The organism is Microcoleus sp. ARI1-B5, assembly GCF_036705795.1.
GTDB lineage: Bacteria > Cyanobacteriota > Cyanobacteriia > Cyanobacteriales > Microcoleaceae > Microcoleus.
Window position 1 is genome coordinate 26,224 of record NZ_JAUBVK010000023.1, and the last position, 22,856, is coordinate 49,079.

19 protein-coding genes and 1 pseudogene are annotated in these 22,856 nt (G+C 46.8%); 11 read left to right on the forward strand and 9 right to left on the reverse strand.

Going from position 1 to position 22,856, the window contains the following annotated elements; translation table 11 throughout:
* Window positions 1-8 precede the first annotated feature (8 nt).
* The 4 genes from cydB (at window position 9) to QUB63_RS25835 (ending at window position 3,636) form a co-directional block, all read left to right on the forward strand.
* The gene (cydB, locus tag QUB63_RS25820; protein ID WP_332948210.1) at window positions 9-1,022 is read left to right on the forward strand and encodes a cytochrome d ubiquinol oxidase subunit II; all 1,014 of its coding nucleotides are present in this window, start codon (window positions 9-11) and stop codon (window positions 1,020-1,022) included.
* 361 nt (window positions 1,023-1,383) lie between these two features.
* Window positions 1,384-1,806, forward strand: a complete 423-nt coding sequence (locus QUB63_RS25825; protein ID WP_332948211.1) for a BlaI/MecI/CopY family transcriptional regulator — start codon at window positions 1,384-1,386, stop codon at window positions 1,804-1,806.
* A complete protein-coding gene (locus QUB63_RS25830) occupies window positions 1,806-2,645 on the forward strand; it encodes a M56 family metallopeptidase (RefSeq protein WP_332948212.1) in 840 nt (279 codons plus the stop codon). The genes QUB63_RS25825 and QUB63_RS25830 overlap by 1 nt, the downstream gene beginning before the upstream one ends.
* Before the next feature lie 199 nt (window positions 2,646-2,844).
* Window positions 2,845-3,636 (forward strand): DUF4058 family protein, encoded by a 792-nt coding sequence (locus tag QUB63_RS25835; RefSeq protein WP_332948213.1) that lies wholly within the window; start codon window positions 2,845-2,847, stop codon window positions 3,634-3,636.
* A 253-nt stretch (window positions 3,637-3,889) separates the two neighbouring features.
* On the opposite strand, the gene QUB63_RS25840 is transcribed toward QUB63_RS25835, so the two are convergent.
* On the reverse strand, window positions 3,890-6,127 hold the full coding sequence (locus QUB63_RS25840; protein ID WP_332948214.1) for a PAS domain-containing sensor histidine kinase: 2,238 nt from the start codon (window positions 6,125-6,127) through the stop codon (window positions 3,890-3,892).
* Between the two features lie 549 nt (window positions 6,128-6,676).
* Window positions 6,677-8,155: a leucyl aminopeptidase gene (locus QUB63_RS25845; RefSeq protein WP_332948215.1), complete on the reverse strand. Its 1,479-nt coding sequence runs from the start codon at window positions 8,153-8,155 to the stop codon at window positions 6,677-6,679.
* A 191-nt stretch (window positions 8,156-8,346) separates the two neighbouring features.
* Here QUB63_RS25845 and QUB63_RS25850 point away from each other — a divergent pair, with 191 nt between their 5' ends.
* The gene (locus QUB63_RS25850) at window positions 8,347-10,545 is read left to right on the forward strand and encodes a lytic transglycosylase domain-containing protein (RefSeq protein WP_332948216.1); all 2,199 of its coding nucleotides are present in this window, start codon (window positions 8,347-8,349) and stop codon (window positions 10,543-10,545) included.
* Window positions 10,546-10,733: 188 nt separating this feature from the next.
* Here the strand turns inward: QUB63_RS25850 and QUB63_RS25855 are convergent, their stop codons facing one another.
* Entirely contained in the window at window positions 10,734-11,231 is a 498-nt protein-coding gene (locus tag QUB63_RS25855) for a pentapeptide repeat-containing protein (RefSeq protein WP_332948217.1), read from the reverse strand.
* A 109-nt stretch (window positions 11,232-11,340) separates the two neighbouring features.
* On the opposite strand from QUB63_RS25855, the gene QUB63_RS25860 reads away from it, so the two are divergent.
* A complete protein-coding gene (locus tag QUB63_RS25860) occupies window positions 11,341-11,712 on the forward strand; it encodes a phage holin family protein (RefSeq protein ID WP_332948218.1) in 372 nt (123 codons plus the stop codon).
* A 4-nt stretch (window positions 11,713-11,716) separates the two neighbouring features.
* On the opposite strand, the gene QUB63_RS25865 is transcribed toward QUB63_RS25860, so the two are convergent.
* A complete protein-coding gene (locus QUB63_RS25865; RefSeq protein ID WP_332948219.1) occupies window positions 11,717-12,505 on the reverse strand; it encodes a cobalamin biosynthesis protein in 789 nt (262 codons plus the stop codon).
* 120 nt (window positions 12,506-12,625) lie between these two features.
* Between QUB63_RS25865 and QUB63_RS25870 the strand changes: the two genes are divergently transcribed.
* Window positions 12,626-12,988, forward strand: a complete 363-nt coding sequence (locus tag QUB63_RS25870) for a hypothetical protein (RefSeq protein ID WP_332948220.1) — start codon at window positions 12,626-12,628, stop codon at window positions 12,986-12,988.
* Between the two features lie 8 nt (window positions 12,989-12,996).
* Here the strand turns inward: QUB63_RS25870 and QUB63_RS25875 are convergent, their stop codons facing one another.
* Together QUB63_RS25875 and QUB63_RS25880 are read right to left on the reverse strand one after the other, a co-directional pair.
* Window positions 12,997-13,518, reverse strand: coding sequence for a GNAT family N-acetyltransferase (locus QUB63_RS25875; RefSeq protein ID WP_332948221.1), 522 nt, complete (start codon window positions 13,516-13,518; stop codon window positions 12,997-12,999).
* Window positions 13,519-13,542: 24 nt separating this feature from the next.
* Window positions 13,543-13,767: pseudogene (locus QUB63_RS25880) on the reverse strand (TetR/AcrR family transcriptional regulator); the annotation flags it as partial.
* A gap of 75 nt (window positions 13,768-13,842) precedes the next feature.
* Between QUB63_RS25880 and QUB63_RS25885 the strand changes: the two are divergent.
* Complete coding sequence (locus tag QUB63_RS25885) at window positions 13,843-14,205, forward strand: hypothetical protein (RefSeq protein WP_332948223.1); 363 nt, start codon at window positions 13,843-13,845, stop codon at window positions 14,203-14,205.
* 132 nt (window positions 14,206-14,337) lie between these two features.
* On the opposite strand, the gene QUB63_RS25890 is transcribed toward QUB63_RS25885, so the two are convergent.
* Window positions 14,338-14,955, reverse strand: a complete 618-nt coding sequence (locus tag QUB63_RS25890; RefSeq protein ID WP_332948224.1) for a TetR/AcrR family transcriptional regulator — start codon at window positions 14,953-14,955, stop codon at window positions 14,338-14,340.
* A 289-nt stretch (window positions 14,956-15,244) separates the two neighbouring features.
* Between QUB63_RS25890 and QUB63_RS25895 the strand changes: the two genes are divergently transcribed.
* The 3 genes from QUB63_RS25895 (at window position 15,245) to QUB63_RS25905 (ending at window position 20,219) form a co-directional block, all read left to right on the forward strand.
* Window positions 15,245-16,840, forward strand: coding sequence for a M16 family metallopeptidase (locus QUB63_RS25895; RefSeq protein WP_332948225.1), 1,596 nt, complete (start codon window positions 15,245-15,247; stop codon window positions 16,838-16,840).
* A gap of 353 nt (window positions 16,841-17,193) precedes the next feature.
* Window positions 17,194-18,675, forward strand: a complete 1,482-nt coding sequence (locus QUB63_RS25900) for a M16 family metallopeptidase (RefSeq protein WP_332948227.1) — start codon at window positions 17,194-17,196, stop codon at window positions 18,673-18,675.
* Window positions 18,676-18,929: 254 nt separating this feature from the next.
* Entirely contained in the window at window positions 18,930-20,219 is a 1,290-nt protein-coding gene (locus QUB63_RS25905) for a S41 family peptidase (RefSeq protein WP_332948228.1), read from the forward strand.
* 59 nt (window positions 20,220-20,278) lie between these two features.
* Here QUB63_RS25905 and QUB63_RS25910 read toward each other — a convergent pair whose 3' ends face one another.
* The gene (locus QUB63_RS25910; RefSeq protein WP_332948229.1) at window positions 20,279-21,046 is read right to left on the reverse strand and encodes a Uma2 family endonuclease; all 768 of its coding nucleotides are present in this window, start codon (window positions 21,044-21,046) and stop codon (window positions 20,279-20,281) included.
* A 216-nt stretch (window positions 21,047-21,262) separates the two neighbouring features.
* Entirely contained in the window at window positions 21,263-22,654 is a 1,392-nt protein-coding gene (asnS, locus tag QUB63_RS25915) for an asparagine--tRNA ligase (RefSeq protein WP_332948230.1), read from the reverse strand.
* Window positions 22,655-22,856: the final 202 nt, after the last annotated feature.

Sequence of the window (22,856 nt, forward strand, 5' to 3'; positions counted from 1 at the left end):
GAGATTTTATGCAAGCTTTGGAGCATTTTCTCCCGCAGGTTTGGTTTGTAATTTTAGGTATATTTCTCTTGCTGTATGTCATGTTAGACGGTTTTGACTTGGGAGTCGGAATCTTGTCTCTGACTGCTGACGATGAGGAACGCCGGGGCATTTTAATGACCAGTCTGGGCAACGTTTGGGATGCTAACGAAACGTGGCTGGTGTTGATGGGAGGCGCTCTGTTTGGTGCTTTTCCGCTGGCTTACGGCACGATTTTAACTGCTTTGTACATCCCGATTTGCATGATGCTTTTTGGGTTAATCTTTCGGGCTGTGGCGTTTGAGTTTCGGGAGCATTCTAACCGGAAAAAATTCTGGAATTATGCTTTTGGTGCTGGCAGTTTTTTGGCGTCTTTAGCTCAAGGATTCGCCCTCGGTGCGGTGCTCGAAGGCATTGCGGTTGACGAAGCCGGTCACTTTGTGGGCACTACTTGGGATTGGCTGGATTGGCGATCGATATTGGTGGCTTTGACGCTGGTTCAAGGCTATGTTTTGATCGGTTCCACCTATCTAATTATGAAAACCGACGGGGAACTGCAAACAACTCACTACCGCACGGCTAAAATTGCGGCGGTGACGACGTTAATCGGAGCGGTTTTAATTACGATCGCGACTCCGGTTTTTTACGAAAGTACGAGGGCGAGGTTGTTCGATAAACCGCTGGTTTATGTGTTTGTGGCGATTCCTTTGCTGGGAGTGCTGTTTGTGGGAATGCTGCTAAAAAGTCTCGCCAGCAAAGAAGAACGGACGCCTTTTGTGTGGACAATTTTGATTTTTTTGCTCAGTTTTATCGGCTTGGGATTGATTGTTTTTCCCTACATTATTCCGACGCAAATCACGATTTACCAAGCGGCAGCTTCGCCCAGCGCGCTGGTGTTTATGATTGTGTTCATCGGCTTTCTGATCCCGATTATGATTTTCTACAACATCTACAATTATGTGGTGTTTCGGGGTAAGGTTGCTGGCGGTAACTACGGGGAATAAGGATAGGAATAAGGCTAAAAAAACCCGGTTTCTACTATAAACACAGTAGATTGCAGGTTGATAGATTACACCTTAAAAACCCGCGAATCAGGGCGGGTTCTCACAGGCACCGCCCCTACTCCCGATCGTTTCTTTGTAGTTCACTTACCTGAAAAGTGCTGTATGAGGTTTGGCAAAGAGGAATCTACAAAAGACCTCTTGCACTCATTCACAAACTCTTCTAAAATAATCTGCGTTTATCTGTGTTTATCTGCCTGACATCTGCGGTTTGTGTATCAATCAAAGACTTATGCAATCTTGTCTAAAGAAACCGGGTTTCTCACCCTGAATCTCAAATCTCAAATCTCAAATCTAAAATTACATGAACCCTCTCCCAAATTACCGCCCTAAGCAACTTTCCCTCGGCCCTTTGGAGGCTGAGATTTTAAATATAGTTTGGGAACTAGAAGTTGCTACAGTGAAAGAGGTGCACGATCGCATTTTATCCGATCCCGATCGCGAATTGGCCTATACTTCAGTAACAACGGTGCTGCGCCGCTTGACAGATAAGGGTTGGCTGGCCTGCGACAAAAGCGAACGGACATTCACTTGGCAACCTTTAGTTTCTTGCCGAGAAGCCCAAGCATTGTTTGCTTACGATCGCTTGCAGAAGTTCCTAGCAGTTGGCAATCCCGATATTGTAGCAGCATTTGCTGACAGTCTCGACCAAGCAACCGTCGAACAATTAGAAGAAATTTCCCTTCGCATTCAAGCTGTCCGCCAAGCCCGGGAGGAGCAAAAATAATGCACTTAATTCTGATTGTTACCGCGTTGGCTGCGGCTTGCTGCGTGAGACTGAAATGGTCTGTTCCTTCAGGGAATTGGGCCCGCCGCTGGGAGCGATCGCTCTTATTTTTCTTGTTTCCCCCGCTGCTGTTACTCGCGACAGCTATCGCAGTGATTTTTATGGGAACTCAGGGACAAATGGTAAGATTGTGGGACGGATGGTTTAGCTATTTGCTAGCTGTAACTTTTCTGCTCGCAGCAGCAATTTTGTGTATTAAGCTAGCGACAGATGGCTATATTTTTTTAAAGCAAATTCGCACCTGTCCTCTGAAACAAATAGCTGGAAAAAATGTCAGAATTCTTGACACGCCCGCTCTATTTTCGGCTATAATTGGTTTCTGGTCTTCAGAATTTGCAGTCAGTACGGGATTGTTAAAAACCCTAGACTCAGCTCACCTGCAAGCAGTAATTGCTCACGAACAAGCCCACTACTATTATCGCGATACCTTCTGGTTTTTCTGGCTGGGATGGCTGCGGAAAATTACTGTTTGGCTGCCAAATACGCAAGCTTTGTGGGAAGAGTTATTAACGCTGCGGGAATTGCGGGCTGATGCTAAAGCGGCGGCGGGAGTGGATGCTTTATTGTTAGCAGAAGCTTTGCTCTTGGTGGCGAGTTATCCGCACCGAAATTTTGATGTAGCTTGCGTGATTGGTGCTGTCGGTTCCCAAAATAGATTAGGAGAGAGAATAGAGGCGCTGTTGGCAGATCCTGAACCAGTTTGCAAGGTGAATAAGTGGTTTTTGGCTTGGCTGATTTTAACGCTTTTGCCTTTGTTAAGTGTTCCATTTCACAGTTGATTGAAGTTGGGACGATCGCAGAAACTCTTGAGTAATTATACACTTCGACCAAAGAAACCGGGTTTTGTACCGGGATTAAAGGCTATCAACCAGTATTTTCGTAAAAAACCCGGTTTCTACCTCCAGGGCTATATTTAATATCTGCATAAGTTATACAATAAGTATTGCGTCAAGCAAAGTTAAGCAGTGAGGCGATCGAATGCCCTCTCCATTTCCGGGGATGAATCCCTATTTAGAACAACCAGAATTGTGGTCGGAAGTTCACAGCCGTGCGATTGTAGCTGCCGCAATTGCGATCGAACCTGAATTAAATCCGAACTACCGAGTTGCGGTGGAAAAGCGGATATATCTCAGCGCATCCTCTGAATTAGTAGGAATTCCCGACATTTCCCTCGTCTCCAAACAGTCAAATGCAAATTCACTGATTTCTGCGACTGCTACTTTCACCCGCACCGAACCCATCCCTGTTTTGCTGCCGCTACCGGAAACTGTGGAAGAAAGCTATTTAGAAATTAGAGAAAGGCCTAGCGGTAAAGTTATTACCGTTATCGAACTGCTGTCTCCCAAGAATAAAAGCGCGGGAGAAGGACGGAATGCTTATGAAACTAAACGACAGCAATTGTTGGGAAGCCGTACCAACTTAGTCGAAATTGATTTGCTCAGAAGCGGCAAACCGATGCCGATTTTAGGAGTCACGCAGCGCACCGATTATCGGATTTTAGTCAGTCGCGGCTCTCAACTCCCCCAAGCTGAATTGTATGCTTTTAGCGTGCGAGATCCGATTCCTGCTTTGCGAGTACCTTTGCAACCGCTAGATGCAGAACCGGAACTTGATTTACAGGCTGTATTAATGGGTGTTTACAATCAAGCTAGATTTGATTTAGCTATTGATTACTGTCAAGAACCTCGCCCGCCTTTGAAAGCAGCAGATAGGGAGTGGGCAGATAATTTGCTGCGACAGCAGGGAGTGCGATCTTCAGTTGACAGTTGACAGTTGACAGTTGACCTGGGATAGCGACCTCTACCTGAAAGGAAGAGGATTGGAGTAATGAATAGTCTTCTTTTAATTTCTCAAGGGCGAAAAAGCTTGGGGCTTTAAACCAATTCTTTCTGGTAATTAATGGGGAAGGGGAAGCGGAAGGAAAAAGCAGGAATAATATTATGTCCGCAAAATTGGTTTGATCGTTCGGACTTTAGTCCTCAGTTTTTATGAGGACTAAAGTCCGAACGATCAAACACTTTTTTTATAAGGGAAGCTCGATCGCAAATTCCGTCCCCTCACCCAAAACCGAACGGCATATCAAGGTTCCGCCGTGTTTTTCCGCGACAATTCGGTAACTGATGGCTAACCCCAAACCGGTGCCTTTCCCCATCGGTTTTGTGGTGAAAAACGGGTCAAATAATTGGCTCCGCACGTTTTCTGTCATGCCGAGGGCGTTGTCGGCAATGCGGATGCAAATACTATTTTCGTTAAGGGCTTCGGTGCGAATGCTAATAGTTGGTTTCCAGTCGCCGCCGCCCGTAAGCGTTGCCCTCGGAGAGGATCGCCTTTTTTGCTTCCAAGCGTCTTCCAGGGCGTCAATACTGTTGCTAACCAGATTCATAAATACCTGATTTAGCTGACCTGCATAACATTCTATTAAGGGCAGTTTACCGTAATCTTTAATAATTTTTATTTCGGGATATTCGGCTCTCGCTCGCAGTTTGTTGTGCAAAATTAGCAGCGTGTTGTCTATGCCTTCGTGAATGTTGGCAGGCTGCTTTGCCGAGTCGTCTAAACGCGAGAAGTTTCGCAAGCTCAGAACAATTTCGCGAATGCGATCGGCTCCCATTTTCATAGAAGATAATATTTTTCCTAAATCTTCTCTCAGAAATTCTAAATCGATGTTTTCAATATATTCTTGAACTTCTACCGGTGGCTGAGGATAGTGTGTTTGGTAAAGTTCCACAAGCTGCAACAAGTCTGTCATATATTGGCTGGCGTAGGAAATATTGCCGTAGATAAAACTGACAGGGTTGTTGATTTCGTGAGCGACTCCTGCTACCATTTGACCGAGACTTGACATTTTTTCGGTATGAATTAGGTGAGCTTGAGTTTCTCGGAGTTCTTTGAGAGCGATTTCTAGCTGCTCGGCTCTGTTGTTGGCGATCGCCTCGGAGAGCCGCAAAGCATCCTCCGCTGCTTTGCGCTCTGTCATGTCAAAAATGGCGCCGTTGAGGGATAAAACTTGACCGGCTGCGTTGAAAATAGCTTGACCTTTCTCTGCAACCCACCGCACATTTCCGTTGCTGTGAATCAGGCGGTATTCGATCGCGTAAGGTTGTTTTGTCCTGATAGCCAGAGCGATAATATTCTCGATCTGCTGCGCGTCATCGGGATGAACTATACTAGGAAAAGCCTGCACCGGTTTTTGCATAAAGTTATCTGCCCGATAGCCGGAAATAGCTTCTATGCCGCTGCTGATAAAAGTTAAGCTCGATCGCCCTGCATCACTGCAACGGTAAACCGCGCCGGGAATATTAGAAACTAATGACCTAAATTCTTGTTCCCTTTCCCGCAAAGCTGCCTCAATCCGCTTGCGCTCGCTAATGTCGCGAGCAAACGCGCACTGATATTCTTTGCCGTTAAATTGCAAATGGTCGATCGTAATTTCCACCGGAAAAATTCGACCGTACTTAGTGATGTGGTGAACTTCAATATTAACGGAACCGCACCGTTTTAAGACTTTCCAGTGCAAATTCCAAGCCGTTTCGGGAAAATCTGGATTGATGTCGTGCACAGTCAGATCGAGCAATTCTGCGGCCGAATATCCCAACGAACAGCAAGCGGCGTCGTTGACGTACAAAAATTTACCGTCCGATCCGATCCAGAATACCGCATCTGCCGATCGGTCGATCGCCAATTGAGCCAGTTGCAACTTTTCCTCAATCCGCTGGCGATCGGCAATTTCTTTTTGTAACAGTTCGTTAAGCGAATTGAGAGCTAAAGCGCGATCGACAATAGCGTCTGCACCGAATCGCGCGATCGGTTGTTGTGCCAATTCTCCTGTGTGGATATCAGGCAGATCCTGATTTTCTGCTTCCTGTTTTAACGGCAGTTGTTGAAGATTTTCTGTTGGATTTAAATTAGAATTGGCAAGTGCTTTCGGCATCAGGGCGATCGCGACTGCGGCTAAAAGCAAAGAAATCACAGCACTTGCAGCTTTGAGAGTTACCGACAGCCAATAAATAGAATGCCAAACCGTCCAAACTTCCATCAATTGAGCAGCGCCGCAGGCAAAAAAACCAACGGCAAACAGCACTCCAATCTTGCTGTGAGAACTTTGGCGGGTAAAATAAACTAAAGATAGCGCCACAGAGCAATAAGCCAGTGCCGTCAGCGAGTCAAAAACAGCGTACAGCCGCAACTCCCGCAGCGCGTCGCAGCCGAGTGGGGAAGATACAGCAAGTCTGGGAAAAAAAATTGTTAATAGTTGTTGCATAAAGTTCAATAAAAAAGTTATCTGTACCAATGCAAATCCCATCAAATATGATTATTTGATCTCGCTTGTGGAAATATTTACATAATTATATACTTTTTTCATTTTTTATGAAACAGCTATTTTTTCAGGAAATGTCAAAACTGTGTAGGTTCGGCCCCGGGGAGCGAAGCTTTCCCCAAGTACGAGCGATTGCGATCGTCTGGGTTCGCAACGCTTGCGTTCCTCGCGGTGACGGAATACATAGGTGCGGCTACTTATTATTTATGAAATATTTAAATTTTTAATTATGATTAATGACTTTTATTTTACAGGACTTATATCATGTCCGGTCCAATAACCGCGATCGGGTTGGTAGTGAGGACTGAGCGTCCTCATGAAATTATGAGGACGCTCACTCCTCACTACCAACCAATTTAATTGTGGGAGTTCTCGGAGGACATAATATTAAGCTGCGAGCCAGGGGTTTTAAACCCCTGGCTCACCGATGAACTAGCGGACTTTTAAGGCAAGGCAGGGAAACAATTTTTGAGCTGAAAAATCCACAATTAATTAAGCGCCGCCCAGCGCCCAATGCACGAGAGTCCGAACTCCAAAACCCGTTGCTCCTGCGCCGTTGTAGCCGTTTTCTTTGTCGCTCCAAACTGGGCCGGCAATATCTAAATGCGCCCACGCAGTATCCTTGACAAACTGCTTCAAAAATAGCGCCGCCGTAATCGAACCGCCGGGACGCGGCCCAGTATTTTTCATGTCGGCGTGCAAAGCTTTCAAGCCTTCAAAATACTTTTCTTCCATCGGCATCCGCCAAAACTTTTCGCCTGCCAATTCTGACGCGGCGACTATTTCGGCGGCGACGCTATCTTCAGGACTCCACAAACCCGCAATATCTTCGCCCAAAGCAATTACGCAGGCGCCAGTCAGAGTTGCTAAATCGACAATTGCGTCAACTCCCAATTTATCAGCAAATACCAAAGCGTCAGCGAGGGTTAAACGGCCTTCTGCGTCGGTATTGTTGACTTCAATTGTTTTGCCGTTGGAAGCTGTGAGGATGTCTCCAGGGCGCATGGCGCGACCGCTGATCATGTTTTCGGTGACGGCGCTGATAAAGTGAACTTCGACATCTGGTTTGATGTGTCCGATCGCCTTTGCCGCTCCCAAAGTAGCCGCAGCGCCGCCCATATCTACTTTCATCATTTCGATGCCGCTGCCCGCACCTTTGATGTTCAAACCGCCGGAATCAAAGGTCAATCCTTTGCCGACGATCGCAATTTTGCGGCGCGGTGTGCCTGCGGGTTTGTAAGTCAGGTGGATGAATTTAGGCGGCAAGTCGGATGCTTTGGCAACGCCGAGAAATGCTCCCATGCCGAGTTTTTCGCAGTCTTCTTGCTCTAATATTTCTAATTCTAAACCGCATTCTGCCGCCAGACTTTGAGCGGTTTCGGCCATGGTAATCGGGGTGACATAATTTGCCGGTGCTGCGACTAATTCCCGTGCTAAAATGACTCCGGCAGTGATTTGGCGGGCGCGGGCGATCGCGCTTTCGGTACCGGCCAAACCGAGCAAATGAATTTGTTCTACTTGCGGGCTTTTATCGTCGGGTTCCGATTTGAAACGGTTGTCTTGATTCAGGGAGAGTTCTACACCTTCGGCGATCGCGCTTGCTGTAGCATCCGGCGCGTTTTTCCACACTGGAAGGCTAATTCCCAGGGTTTTGCATTTCTCCTTTTTGGCTAACTTGGCGCAAACACCCGCAGCTTGCCGCACGTTGTCTAATTTTAAGTCGTCTGTTTTGCCCAAACCGACGATCGCAATTTTGCGGATGGGATTGTTGCCGCCGACGCGGGCGATCGCGCTGGTGCCCGCTTTGCCCTTAAAATCTGCTTCCTGAATCAGCTCTTTCAAAGTGCCAGCCAGTTGTTCATCTAATTGTGCCAGATCGCCGCCGAGCTCCAGAGCGTCCTCAAATAGACCAATTGCCAGGGCATCTCCCGTCCAAGCAGAGCGGGGCGTATCGGTGACTAGAAATTCCATGTTTTGATTTACAGTTTAGATTTTAGATTTTTGATTGTACTTGGTCGTTGGTAGTTTGTGGTTTTTCCTTGGTGCGGGTAAATATATCTGTCGCACAAATTCTCTGCTACACATCAAAATAAATTCTGGTACTATATCAGCCAAGTCCGCTGGCGATCGGTTTTCTATTCTTAATTCTCTTAAATTTTCCCATGCTAAAGCGACGCAAAACCCGAGTTTATGTTTTAATGGGCGTTTCAGTTTGCGTAATGGCGATCGGCTCTTTGGTTGCTGCGGCGAAATGGATGGGTGTCGGCCCCTTCGGGAAGGCTCAGCAATCCGTGGATGCAGCGAATTCCGCATCGTCCGTTAAGATGCTGGTATCGCTGTCACCGAGCGATCGAGCGGCGAAATTGGTTGAACTCGCGGGCGATCGATCTGAGAATTCAAATGACTTGCAGCAAGTCTCCCCTCAAAGCCGCGCCCGCTACCTGCTGGCCAGCGATTTAATCCAGCAAGGAAATGCCGCCAAAGCATTAAAGTTACTGGACAAATTAGAGCAAGAATATCCGGTTTTAGCCTCTCACATTGCCCTAAAACGCGCCCAAGCTTACCAATTAAGCGGCGACAAAGGCAAAGCTAAAAAAGCTTGGGAAGAACTGCTAAAAAACTATCCCAACGACCCAGTATCTGCCGAAGCTTTATATGTTTTAGGCAAGTCAAAACCGGAATATTGGAAACAGGCAGTTACTGAATTTCCCGCTCATCCGCGCAGCGTAGAAATTGCCCTGGGCAAGTTAAAAGAAAATCCCAATCAGCCGGAATTGATGCGGATAGTAGCTAAATACGGTCATTATGTCAAAGATTACGGCACCGTATTAGAACAACTGGTACAGCAAAACAGCGCCGCTTTGAAACCCGAAGATTGGGAAGAAATTGCCTTTGGCTATTGGGAAAAACAGGATTACGGCAAAGGAGCGATTGCTTACGGAAAAGCTCCCCGCACGGGTCAAAATCTTTACCGCAAAGCTCGCGGTTTGTGGCTCGACGGTAAAATCCCGGAATCGAGAATTGCCTATCAAGAATTAGTGCGGGAGTTTCCAGATTCCGAAGACGCAGGTTTGGGATTAATTCGGCTGTCGCGGGTGAGCGATCCCAAGGATGCGATCGTTTATCTCGATCGGGTAATTAGCAAATTCCCCAATTATGCCCCCGAAGCTTTGCTAGATAAATCCCAACTGCTCGACAAAGCAGGCAGCGGTCAATCCGCTTCAGAAACTCGCAAGTTGCTATTGACAAAATACAACAATTCTGATAAGGCAGGCGAACTGCGTTGGGCGATCGCCCAACAATATGCCAAAGGCGGAGATTTAAAATCAGCTTGGCAGTGGGCGAGGGAATTAACCACCCACAATCCCGACAGCGAACAAGCACCAGAAGCAGCATTTTGGGTCGGAAAATGGGCACAGCAGCTCAGCCGCGAACAGGATGCCCAGACTGCATTTGAGTACACTATTTTACGCTATCCAGAATCATATTTCGCGTGGCGATCGGCCGTACTTCTCGGCTGGCCAGTAGGCGACTTTACCACAGTCCGAGATTTGTCTCCCAACGTAGTGCGGCCCCCTCAGCGCCCCGAACCAACGGCCGGATCTCCTGCATTAAAAGAACTCTATCAATTAGGTCAAGATAGAGATGCTTGGAATCTGTGGCAAATAGAATTTATCAACCGCGTAGAACCGAGTATTGCCGAACAGTTTACCGACGGTTTAATGCGAATAGGAGTCGGAGACAATTTAGACGGTTTGTGGATGGTTGGGAGTTTGCGGCAGCGGGACAAACCAGACGATAGAACCCAATACCTCGAACTCAGACAGCAGCCGGCTTATTGGCAAGCACTTTATCCTTTTCCTTACTTAGAAAACATTACAAAATGGTCGCAAGAACGCAAAATAAATCCAGTATTAGTGACAGCATTAATTCGGCAAGAATCGCGGTTTATGCCCGCAATCAAATCAGCAGTTGGCGCCACCGGTTTAATGCAAGTAATGCCGGAGACAGGAGCTTGGGTTGCTGAGAAAATCAGCCTCAAAAAGTATTCCTTGGAGAATGTGGACGACAATATTAAACTCGGTACGTGGTATTTGGATCACACTCACGACGAGTACAAGAATAACTCGATGTTAGCTGTGGCGAGTTACAATGCCGGGCCGAATGCAGTAGCAGATTGGTTGAAGAGGTTTAGTTTTAGTGACCCGGATGCTTTTGCGGAAAAGATTCCGTTTCCTGAAACGAAAGGATACGTGAAATCGGTGTTTGAGAATTACTGGAATTATCTGCGGATTTACAATCCAGAAGTCAATCAGTTAATGAGCGAGCATTATGCCGCTTCTCAAAACAAAGCCAAGTGAATTATTCGTGGTGTGGGGGCGGGTTTATATAGATGGTTGGTAATTGTTATATATTGTTGGTGAACCCGCCCCTACAAAATATGGTTTCGTAGGGGCGGGTTCCACCAACAATAATCCCCCGAAACAAACAATCTCAAAAACCCGCCCCCACCCAACAAACAATCATCAGTAATTGACCGGAGATGATCTCAGCGGCATCCCAAAGAATCGCGAGTATAAACCCCTGTTTTAGAATTAATCCCGCTGGCCTTTGTACACAATTCTTTAACTTGTGCGCCGTCCATAATTGCGTCACTAAAATCAGCACCAGTGATATCAACTCCGTCAAAAGTAGAACGCAGCAAAATTGTTTCTGCTAAAATTGCATCGCTTAAATCAGCATTAGTAAATTTAACTTGATCTATCATGGCATTAGTTAAATTGGCTCCGTGCAAATTCGCCTGAGTCATCACCGAAGCGCTCATAATTGCCCCCCGCAAATCGGCATTAGAAAAATTAGTTAAGTCCATATTAGCGTTAGAAAACTCAGCGGCGCGCAGCATTTGACCGGAAAAATCGCGTCTTGTCAGTTCGGCGTTGCTAAAGGACAGCGGCGGGGCGTAATATTTAGATTGAGCCTGGGCTGGGCGCGGGAGGATGAAGATAGTTAGCGCCAAGAGGAATGCTGCTAGTTGCCGGAGTTTCATAAGTCTGATATTCTCGCAAGGTGGGTATTTCGTAGTGTATCCCGAACTTTGGTCGATCGACTAAACAGTTACAATCTCAATTAATAGTGATGGAGATGAAAAAAACGATATGCTAAGTTTTTTCTTAACTTGGGTAGTAGCAGCGGTTTCGCTGGTGATTACAGCTAAGATTGTACCAGGTATTGTGGTGACGAGCTTTTCGGCGGCGATGGTGGCTGCTGTGGTTATCGGATTTGTCAATGCGGTTGTCAGGCCGATTATTACATTGCTGACGCTGCCTTTGAGCATTCTTACTTTAGGTTTGTTTTTGTTTGTGGTGAATGCGATTTCGCTTTCCCTGGCTTCGTGGTTGGCGGGTGCCTTTAGTATCGGTTTTGCGATTAACGGTTTTTGGCCTGCTTTGTTCGGTTCGATTGTGCTGTCGTTTGTTTCTGGGTTGATTGGTCGATTTGTGAATTTCGATCGCACTTTGACTGAATAAGATATTATCCTAGATAGTCGATCGGGCAAACTGCAACGGCTACTGTAACAGCAGAACCCCCCCTAACCCCCCCTTGTAAAGGGGGGGGATTTTGACTGCGAAATATTTTTTTAGGAACTAAGAGGGGATGCGAACCGCCCCTCAACGCAGATAAACTCAGATGATTGATGGGTATCTGCGTATTTTTGTGTTTGTGGGCGGTTACAATTTGTGCGATCGCACAAAGTGCCGCAGCTTCTGCTACGCTGGGCGTCCCGACTGCTTTTGCTGCAATATTTGAAGGATTGGGGACTTCTACGGAACTTAAAATGTCAGCAGCAAAGGTTTTTAACGGCCAGTTTCGCTCTTGACAAAGTTCCAGCAAGCCGACTTCACCTGCTTTAGTGTCTATTGTAGCAATACCTGCGATCGCACTTTCCGCTAAATGATTAGCGCGACATACATTTTGAATCGCAGTTTCGATTAATTCTCGCGCTGTGTAGCGTTCGCAGCCTATCCCTACCCACAACACTCTCGGATGCCACTGAACCTTTGGCAAAGCAGATTCTGGCGAAAATCTTCTCTGCGTGAAACTAATCCAAATTCGGGCTTTGATAGTTGATAGATTTTCCCCCTCCCAATACAAAGAATGTTTTTCTGGCAGACTGTTTCGCCACAAAGTAGAACCAACTTCTTGAATTACTTCTACAGTTTCCCCTTTAGCAAGAGCCGCCGCTACTCCAGTCCAGTCCCCTTCACCGCGCCTCCAACTGCTGGGAATGTCTAGCATATCTAAAGTAAATTCCTCGCTCATTATTTCAGTTATCTATTCTGTACTTTCACTGCAACCGCAATCTTTAAAAAATTTAACACTTTTTTTTGTTAAATTTTTGGTAAAATTGTAGCATAAACTACAAACAATCAAACATTTAAGATGGTAGAACTAAATCAATTACTGTTAGATTTTGAAAGAAACCTCAAATCGGAAGGAGTGAAAAAAGAATGGAAAGAGCGCCGGGAAAGTTGGGTTAGCGATGTGGCAGCATCCGTTAACCTGACATATTTAGCCGAATTGCTAGTTGAATTGGAATCAAACTTGCAGGGGGAATCGGTGGATATTCAGTGGACAGGGCGCCGGGAAAGTTGGGTAGAAGAATGTCTGGGAGCCTCGATTGTTCAAGAAGTATCAAGTTTATTGCGGGAACTCGAAACCAATACAAATTCGGAAGCTATGGCTGATGAATGGCAGCAGAATCGCGAGAAGTGGGTACAGCAAATGCACGAGTACCAAGAGTAATAATTTACTCAATCAAAATCAACTTTCATGGTGAATGATGTCCCTCCAGTACGGTTGATTGTCTCGCTTCCCTCAATTACTTTAAAGCCCGATCGCTCGTACAAACTCAGGGCCCGATTTGAGCTTCTGACACTCAGGGATACTGAGCGATAAGAGACTTTTGCTGCTGACAACAAACGAGCAAGCAACTGCGTTCCTACACCCTGGTTTGTATATTCTGGAAGAACGGCGATCGCCAATTCCGGGGTAGTATCGTCAACCCAGCCAAACCCCTTGTCATCCTCTGTAAACAAACGCAGCCAGGCGGCTCCTAGTGGCTGGCTGCCGTTCAATTCGATTGCTGCGAAGCCCAGATCGTTTGCACGTCCCCAATTCTGGACATATTTCGCAATTAAAGGATGATTCACAACAGTTTGCACCGTTGATTCACCTTCTGCTGCCATGTGCGCCGCTTCATACAACATTTGCCACAGAAAAGGCTCGTCTTCCTGCGTTAGCAGCCCAATAGAATAGTCCAAAATTTTGCCCATAATAACTTTTCCATGTTGCCCTAATTATTCATCTTTTTGCCAAACCCCATTCAGAAAAATATCCGCGAGTCCTTCAGCCATTTCCTGCATTTGCTGCACAGAGGCATTCGGCTCCATAATCGTATTTTGACAGAAACCTGCGACTGCAAACATTCCCAAAAATACCTGAGCGACAATCTTCGGATTAATGTTTCGATAAACTCCTGTTTCCAGCGCCGTTTCAAAAAAAGCCTCAGCCACATCGCTCATTATAAAGAACCAACAATCTTAATGAATAAAAATTGTATAATCATAGCACCAACTGCAAACAAGACAAAATTTAATATGGTAGAACTAAACCAATTACTGCTAGAGTTTGAAGCCCACCTAAACGGGGACGCAGTGACGGAAGAATGGAAAGAACCTCGCAACAGTTGGATGAGCGAGGTGTCAGCAGCAATTGACGAAAAACATCTAGCAAAATTGCTAGTTGAATTAGAAGCAAATTTTCAGCAGCAAGCGGTACAAACTTACTGGAAAATGATCCGGCAAGGTTGGGTGGAAGAATGTCACATAGCATCGACGCTTGAAGAAGTATCAAATCTATTGCTGGAACTTGAAAGCAATACAACTTGGGAAGTAATGACGGATGAATGGCAGCAAAATCGGGAGAAGTGGGTGCAACAAATGTACGAGTTTATAGAGTAATTGGTGATTGGTGATAGGGGATTGTGATTGGTTAGTGGTTATTGGTTATTATAACCACTAACCAAGAACGAAAAAATAACCACCTACAAATGACTAAGGACTAATGACCAATGACTCATGACTAATGACTAATTATTCATCCTTGACTAAAACCCCATTCAAAAAAATATCGGCGAGTCCTTCAGCCATTTCCTGCATTTGCTGCACAGAAGCATTCGGCTCCATAATCGTATTTTGACTGAAGCCCGCGACTGCAAACATTCCCAAAAATACCTGAGCGACAATCTTCGGATTCATCTTCCGATAAACTCCTTTTTCCATCGCGGTTTCAAAAAAAGCCTCAGCCACATCGCTCATTTTTCCGATGACTTCCAACTGAATTCTGTCGCGCAAATCCGGGTGAAATTGCGCCTCCAAAAAACACACCCGCATCATGTCGCTATTCTCGCGAATATTAAGCATCCGCCGCCGCATCACCTGAGCCACTGCTTTATAACTGCCCATCTCGCTCAATTCTGTCAGCAAATCCGTCAGCAACTCCACCCATCCTTCTGTCGCCACCTCAATCAAAATCGCTTTTTTATTATCAAAATGCCGAAATAGCGTACCCTCGGCCACGCCCGCCGCCGCTGCTAAATCGCGAGTTGTCGTGCCGTCGTATCCGCTGCGGGCAAACAATCGCTGAGCAGCTTGTAAAATCCGCTTCTTGGTTTCTGTTTCTGAAGGAGGAGACTGATTAAAAATTCGCATGGCTTTGCAATGGATAATTGGCGGCTTGGAAATGCGGGTTGGGGACTGAAGGGCTAAATAATGTTAAGTTTTAAGTTGTGCGAGGCTTTAATCCCACACTTAAAACTCCTCGCCAGACCCCAGACCCTTTTTGAGATTGGCTGTATCAGCGTAACATCTGCGGCGCAACAGATCGCTTATGCCTCAAAAAATCTTTATCCTTAGAAAAGAATCTCTGGCCGCCGAGCACAAACATTTTTTTGTTTGACAACCCAAAATCTAAAATCTCAAATCTCAAATCTAAAATCGAATGATCCCGCAGTTCCAAAAACCCCGTGAGGCGAAGCTATCCCGTAGGGAATCGCCCAACCCCAAAACTCGATTCATCGCCTCGGTGCTGGCCACTGTACTGCTGTGGTGGGGAATTTCCCCCGAAATCGCCCTCGCCCGCTCCAACCCCGCTAGCGGCTCCCAAGCAGTCTCTGTTCAACCGTCGCTCGATCGAGTAATCAGCCAAGTCACCGAATTTAAGCTCGACAACGGCATGACATTCATCGTGCTCGAAAGGCCCCGAGCGCCCGTAGCATCGTTTCTGATTCACGCCGATGTCGGCGGCGCAAACGAACCCGACGGTCAAACAGGTGTCGCTCACTATCTCGAACATTTAGCCTTTAAAGGCACGCCAAAAATCGGCACTACCGACTACCAAGCCGAAAAGCCGCTGCTAGAAAAACAAGACCAGCTCTTCGAGCAAATGCAAGCAGCTCTTGCCAGCGGCAAAACTGAAGAAGTCGCCAAATTAAAAGCAGAATTTGACAAAGTTGAAGCCGAAGCTTCGCAATTTGTCAAGCGCAACGAACTCGGCAAAATAGTCGAACAAGCCGGCGGAGTGGGACTAAATGCCGCTACTTCCACCGACGCCACAATGTATTTTTACAGCCTGCCAGCTAACAAGTTAGAACTGTGGATGTCGCTGGAATCCGAGCGATTTCTAGAACCAGTATTTCGGGAATTTTACAAAGAAAAACAGGTAATTTTAGAAGAGCGCAGGCTGCGAACCGAGAATTCTCCGATCGGACAAATGGTTGAAGTTTTTGCCAACAAAGCTTTCTCTGCTCATCCCTACCGCCGCCCCGTAATTGGCTCCACTGAAGACATTCAAAACCTCAGCCGCAGCGACGTGCAGAAGTTTTTCGAGACTCACTACGTCCCCAGCAAGCTGACTGTTGCGGTGGTAGGAGACGTGAAAGCTTCGGAGGTGAAGCGACTCGCTCAAATTTATTTCGGCCGTTACAAGGCGAAACCAGCGCCTCCAGAATTGCAGATTGTGGAACCTCCCCAAACGCAAACTAAGGAAGTGACGCTGAAATTAAAAACTCAACCTTGGTATTTGGAAGGATACCACCGGCCGGCGATGAATCATCCCGACAATGCGATTTATGAAATGATTGGTTCTTTGCTCAGCGATGGCCGCACTTCTCGGCTTTACAAATCTTTGGTAGAACAGCAGCAATTGGCGCTGGCTGCTCAAGGTTTCAGCGGTTATCCGGGGGATAAGTATCCGAATTTGATGTTATTTTACGCTCAAACTGCTCCGGGCCGCACGGTTGATGAGGTAGCAGTAGCTTTGAGCAAGGAAATCGATCGCCTGAAAACTGATCCGGTGTCTGATGCAGAGTTGGAACGGGTGAAAACTCAGGCGAGAGCGGGTTTGTTGCGATCGCTCAATTCTAATATGGGCATGGCCTTTTCGCTGCTGGACTATCAAGTGAAAACTGGTTCGTGGCGAAATTTGTTCAAGGAATTGGATGCGATCGCGGCTGTTGCTCCCGCTGACATTCAGCGTGTCGCTCAGGCAACTTTCCGCCCGGAAAATCGCACGATTGGTAAGCTTTTGCCACTGTAAGAAGAAGGAAGTTCGGCAACGGATTCTGTAACGGATGTAACGGATGTAACGGATGTCAGTCCGATGGAAGTCCGATGGAAGTCGGAAGAAGGAAGAAGGAAGAAGGAAGAAGGAAGAAGGAACACTCGTTTCCAGGCTCTGCCTGGGAACGCATATCCGCGAGGCTCTGCCTCGAATTGTCAACTTATGAAATAAAGGAAGAAGGAAAAAGGAAGAAGGCCCTTCTGCTTCGCTCAGGGTAAAAAGAGGGAAGAAGAAAGAGGCAAGAAACACTCGTTTCCCGGCTCTACCTGGGAACGCATATCGGCGAGGCTCTGCCTCGAATTGTCAAATTAGGAAACATTGGAGAAAGAATGAAAAGGACTAAATTGAGACTGAAAAAAGTAAAGTTATTTCTGCTGTCGCTTTGCTTTTTTACTGTTTCACTTGGCACGTTTAATTTGTTACCTTCCTTAGCGGCTGCACCGAAACACTACGACGAATTAACATTCCCGGCGGTGCCAGAAATTAAACTGCCTAAATACACTCGCTTCGAGCTGAAAAATGGCATCCGGGTGTATCTTATGGAAGACCGGGAACTCCCGTTAGTCGGGGGAACGGCGCTATTTCGCACGGGCGAGCGCTTTGAACCTGCCGATAAACTCGGACTGGGAGGTTTGACGGGAGAAGTGATGCGAACTGGCGGCACGAGCCGGCATACGGCTGATGAACTAAATCAGTTGCTAGAACAGCGAGCAGCTTCGGTAGAAACGGGGATTGATGTTAGTTCGGGCAGCGCTAATTTTAGTGCTTTAGCTGAAGATTTGGAACCCGTGTTTGACTTATTTGCGGAAGTGATTCGGGAGCCAATATTTGCTAAGGAAAAGTTGGATTTAGCGAAGAACCAAACTCAAGGTGCGATCGCCCGCCGCAATGACGATCCTAACGATATTACCGGCCGCGAGTTTCAAAAGTTAATTTATGGATCTCGCAGTCCTTACGCGCGCACGGTAGAATACAAAACTCTCGCGAATATTTCCCGCGACGATGTGGTGAGTTTCTACCAGAAATATTTCCACCCCAAGAATATGATTTTGGGTATTTCTGGCGACTTTGATACAGCTAAAATGCGATCGCTCGTCGAGCAAAAATTCGGCAACTGGGAACCGAGTCAAAGTGCAGAAGCGCCTGCGCTACCAACGGTATCACCAGTAAAGGGCGGCGGCATATTTTTGGTAAATCAGCCGCAATTAAGTCAAAGTTACGTGCAAATGGGACATTTGGGCGGGATGCTCAGCAGTCCAGATTACGGTGCTTTGGACGTAATGAACGGGGTTTTGAACGGCTTTGGTGGCCGTTTGTTCAATAACGTGCGATCGCGCCAAGGTTTAGCTTACACAGTATACGCGGCTTGGAGTCCGAGATTTGACTATCCGGGGACGTTTGTGGCTGGAGGCCAAACGCGATCGGACGCGACAGTACCGTTTATCAAGGCAATTCGCGCTGAGATCGATCGTATCCGCACCGAACCAATTACCGCCGAAGAATTAGCTTTTGCTAAAGATTCCACCCTCAATTCTTTCATCTTCAAATTTGAAAATCCCAGTCAAACTTTGTCTCGACTAATGCGCTACGAATACTACGGTTATCCCGAAGATTTCATTTTTCGGTACCGCCGCAGCATCGAAGCAGCAACAATTGCCGACGTGCAGCGCGTAGCTAAGATTTACTTGAAACCGGAGAATCTGGTAACATTAGTAGTGGGAAATACGGCGGCAATTGAACCGCCGTTATCGAGTTTGGGAAGTTCGGTAAAAGTGCAATCTGTTGATATCACAATTCCCTCAGCGACTTAATCGGTAATCGGACATCATACCCAATCCTGGTTCGTTATCTCTGTTATGAAGGAGGTGATTGAAATCGCTTTTGACCTCAAATTCGTATGTGGCGAACCGGCCCGGGAATGCGAATTTGAGGTCAAACTCCACAAACGAAGTCCACTCCAAGCTGACTAAGATATCAAGGAAGTATTTAACCCGGATTTGGTATAAGTTCGTAGCAAAAAATAGCGGTAAAGCCGTCATTATTCTTTCTTAATCAGGTGTTCCGTATGCGTTTAAGTCCTATTTATTCCCGGTTTTTGAAACTGCTCGCGATCGCACTTCTGACAAATCAATTCATGCAGCCAGGTGCGATCGCAAATCCATCGACCCCCGAACCAGTTAATTCTCCCACCAGTACCACGGCTCAGGACAGCCCAAAGGCCTTAGTGGACGAAGTTTGGCAGATAATCTCGCGTCAATACATTGATGCGAGATTCAATCAGCAGGACTGGAATGCGATTCGTCAACGCTATTTGAATCGGTCCTATGGTTCCTATGAAGAGGCATATCAAGCAATTCGAGAGATGTTGAAGCTGCTGGGCGATCCATTTACCGCTTTCTACGATCCAGTCGCATACGAAAGTTTGCAGAGTACCAGTGCTAATATTACCCAAACCGGACTTGAAATTATAAATGACCGGGATACTCAAGGCGTTACGATTATTCAGCCTACGGAAAATTCCCCGGCACAGAAAGCCGGAATCTTGCCAAATGATATCATCACTACAATTGATGGTAAACCAGTCGAAAGGAAGGCTTTTTATGAAGTCCTGACACTGCTACAAGGAAACCTGGGAACCTATGTTACTCTGGGTATTCTTCGTAATGGTCAGCCCCTCACTTTTAGAATTCAACGTGCCAATACAGAAAATATTCCTGTACGGTATCGTGTTGAGGAAACTGCGTTTGGTCGGGTTGGTTATATTCGGCTAAATCAGTTCAGTGCTCAGGTTGCTAAGGATATGAAGGCGGCGATCGAAGCTTTGGAGAAACAGAATGTAAAAGGCTATGTGTTCGATCTTCGTTCTAATCCAGGTGGCCTGTTAAGAGCAAGCATTGACATCACTCGGATGTGGCTCGATCGAGGCATCATTGTTAGTATGATTCAACGCGATGGAATACAAGACCAGATGAAGGCCAATCATAGCGCACTCACCCAGAAACCTTTAGTTATCCTAATCAATGATAATTCTGCTAGTGCCAGCGAAATCGTTGCGGCAGCCTTGCAGGAAAATAAACGAGCAAGCTTGGTCGGAACAAGAACCGAAGGTTATAATTCTATTCAGTCTGTACGCGGACTCCAGAATGGCTCAGGTTTAGCAGTCACGATCGCAAAATGGTTAACGCCCACAGGACGAGATATTAACCGAACTGGACTCAATCCTGATGTAGTCGTAGAACTGACTGATAGGCAACAGCAAGACCTGTTTCGCGATCGTAAAATTGGGACTATTGCCGATCCTCAATTCGCGAAGGCGTTAGAAATGTTGAATCAGAAGTTGCAAACTTCCAGGTAATCGATTATTCCTTTCTTTTACTTTAAGTGAGAACCGCCAAGGCTTTGCTGATTTCTATTTCACGCCAGCCGATCGGGATCGACACCCAACTCGCGCAACTTTGCAGCCAATAAATCCGCCCGCTGACGTTCCTGTTCTGCCCGCTGGCGTTCCTGTTGGGCCTGCAGCCGTTCCTGTTGGGCCTGTTCCGAACTCCACAGCAGCAAATTTCCCTGCCAATCCCACCAGCGCAGCCAGTTAATAGTTTGGCCCAGCCGTTCCCCCGGCCAAATCCCCAGCCACAAATCCAACTCTGGAATCCGCACCCGTCCCTCAGCATCAGCAGCCTGCGTTTCATAGGCTCCATTTTGCAGATACCGCACTTCCAGCTTGGGCTCGTAGGGGTCGTAGGTGACGTAGGTGGGCACTTGCAGAATCTGTTCGTAGAAGTAGAGCTTGCCGTAGGGAGGAGTCGATCGCACCGACAGTTCGCCGTAATCTTCATTAGACAAAAACTCCATCACCACCGATACCGGCGCACCCTCCAGATTCGGCGTGTAACTGCGGCGAATCGTGCCCTCTGCAACTCCATGCACTTGCGGCACGTAAAACCAATCCGGTGCTTTGACTACAGTCTGCTTGTTTACAGTCGCTACCAGTCCAAAATTGGAACCGATTAGGGCGATCGGCCCAATAAGTCCAGCGGCTCCCAGAGCATCGGTGAGAGCGGCCGCAAGGGGTGGTTGTTGAATATTTTCCACGGGCTCGTCCGGTAATACAAAGTCGGCTGGTAAGGCTTCCCAGGTGACAGTTGGTGCTTTGGAACTCGATGGGATTTGAAGTACCATTAGCTCATACCATTTGAGATTTTATATTTTAGATTACTCGTTACCAGGCTGGAGCCTGGTAACGCCGATCGGGAGGCTCTGCCTCCATTTTACCAAGCGAGGCAGAGCCTCTGGATATAGTTTCCCAGGCTGGAGCCTTGGAACCAGTTAAGATGTTTGTAGTGGGGACTTTAGTCCTTCATGAATGCGGACTAAAGTCCTCACTACGAACCTCAACTAAAAATCAATAGTCAAAGGCGCTCTCGGAAACGGAATTACATCCCGAATATTCCCCATTCCCGTCATAAACTGCACTAACCGCTCAAATCCCAAACCAAACCCAGCGTGAGGCACAGTACCGTAGCGGCGCAAATCCAAATACCACCACAATTCCTCCTTATTCATACCCTGGGCTTCCATGCGCCGCTCCAACACATCCAGCCTTTCTTCCCGCTGCGAACCGCCGATAATTTCCCCAATATTAGGAGCCAAAACATCCATTGCTCGCACCGTTTTCTCGTCATCATTTAAACGCATATAAAATGCTTTAATCCCGACGGGATAATCGCTGACAATTGTCGGTTTTTTAAACAAGTCTTCCGCCAAATAACGCTCGTGTTCCGACTGCAAATCCAAGCCCCAACTTACCGGAAAATCAAACTTTTTGTCGGCTTTTTCCAAAAGTGCGATCGCCTCCGTGTAAGTAATCCGCTCGAACTGATTGTTAATAATATTTTCAGCAGTAGCCAAAACAGTCTTATCAATCCGCTCGTTGAAAAACTCCATATCTTCGCGGCAATGCTCCAAAACAAAGTTAAAAATGTACTTTAAAAACGCCTCAGCCAAATCCATATTTCCCTGCAAATCGCAGAAAGCCATTTCCGGTTCAATCATCCAAAACTCCGCCAAATGTCGCGAAGTATTAGAATTTTCCGCTCGGAAAGTCGGGCCAAAAGTGTAAACATTGCCGAAAGCCATCGCCATCACTTCCGCTTCCAACTGGCCGCTAACTGTTAAATAGGCGCGCTTTCCAAAAAAGTCTTTAGCATAATCAACCTCTTGCGAATCAGTGCGCGGCACATTCTTTAAATCAAAGTTGGTAACAGCGAACATTTCCCCCGCACCTTCGCAGTCGCTAGCAGCAATAATCGGAGTGTGAACCCATAAAAAACCGCGTTCTTGAAAAAACTGGTGTACGGCCGCCGAACAAGCATTGCGGACTCGAAAGACAGCACCGTGGGTGTTTGTGCGCGGCCGCAAATGGGCGATTGTCCGCAAGAATTCAAAGGAATGGCGCTTTTTTTGCAGCGGGTAAGTTTGCGGGTCTGCATCGCCATAAACTTGTACTTGTGAGGCTTTCAACTCAATTCGCTGTCCTTTCGCCGGAGACGCTACCAGTACACCCGACACTTCTACAGATGCACCTGTATTCAGTTGTTTGATTACATTTTCAAAGTCAGGCAAATCGGCATTGATGACTACTTGCAAATTAGCCATCGCCGAACCGTCGTTGACTTCGACAAAGGCAAATTCTTTTAATTCGCGTTTGGTACGAACCCAACCTTGAACGGTTACAGTTTCGTCAGGTTCCCCGGCGCGCAAAATTGCTGCAATTCGTTGATTTTTCATATCCACTCCTGTTTATTTAATATTTTGCACCATATTTCTCAATCAGCTTGGGTTAAAAAGGTAATTGCTGGCCCGCGCACCCTTTGTTAATTGAAAACCGAAAAAGTCTCGGCGATTGCTTCGCTATAGAGCTCGCAATGACAAGCGCTAGCTGAACCTTATTGCCATATTTCTCTCTTTTCTCTTCCTCTGCGCCCTCTGC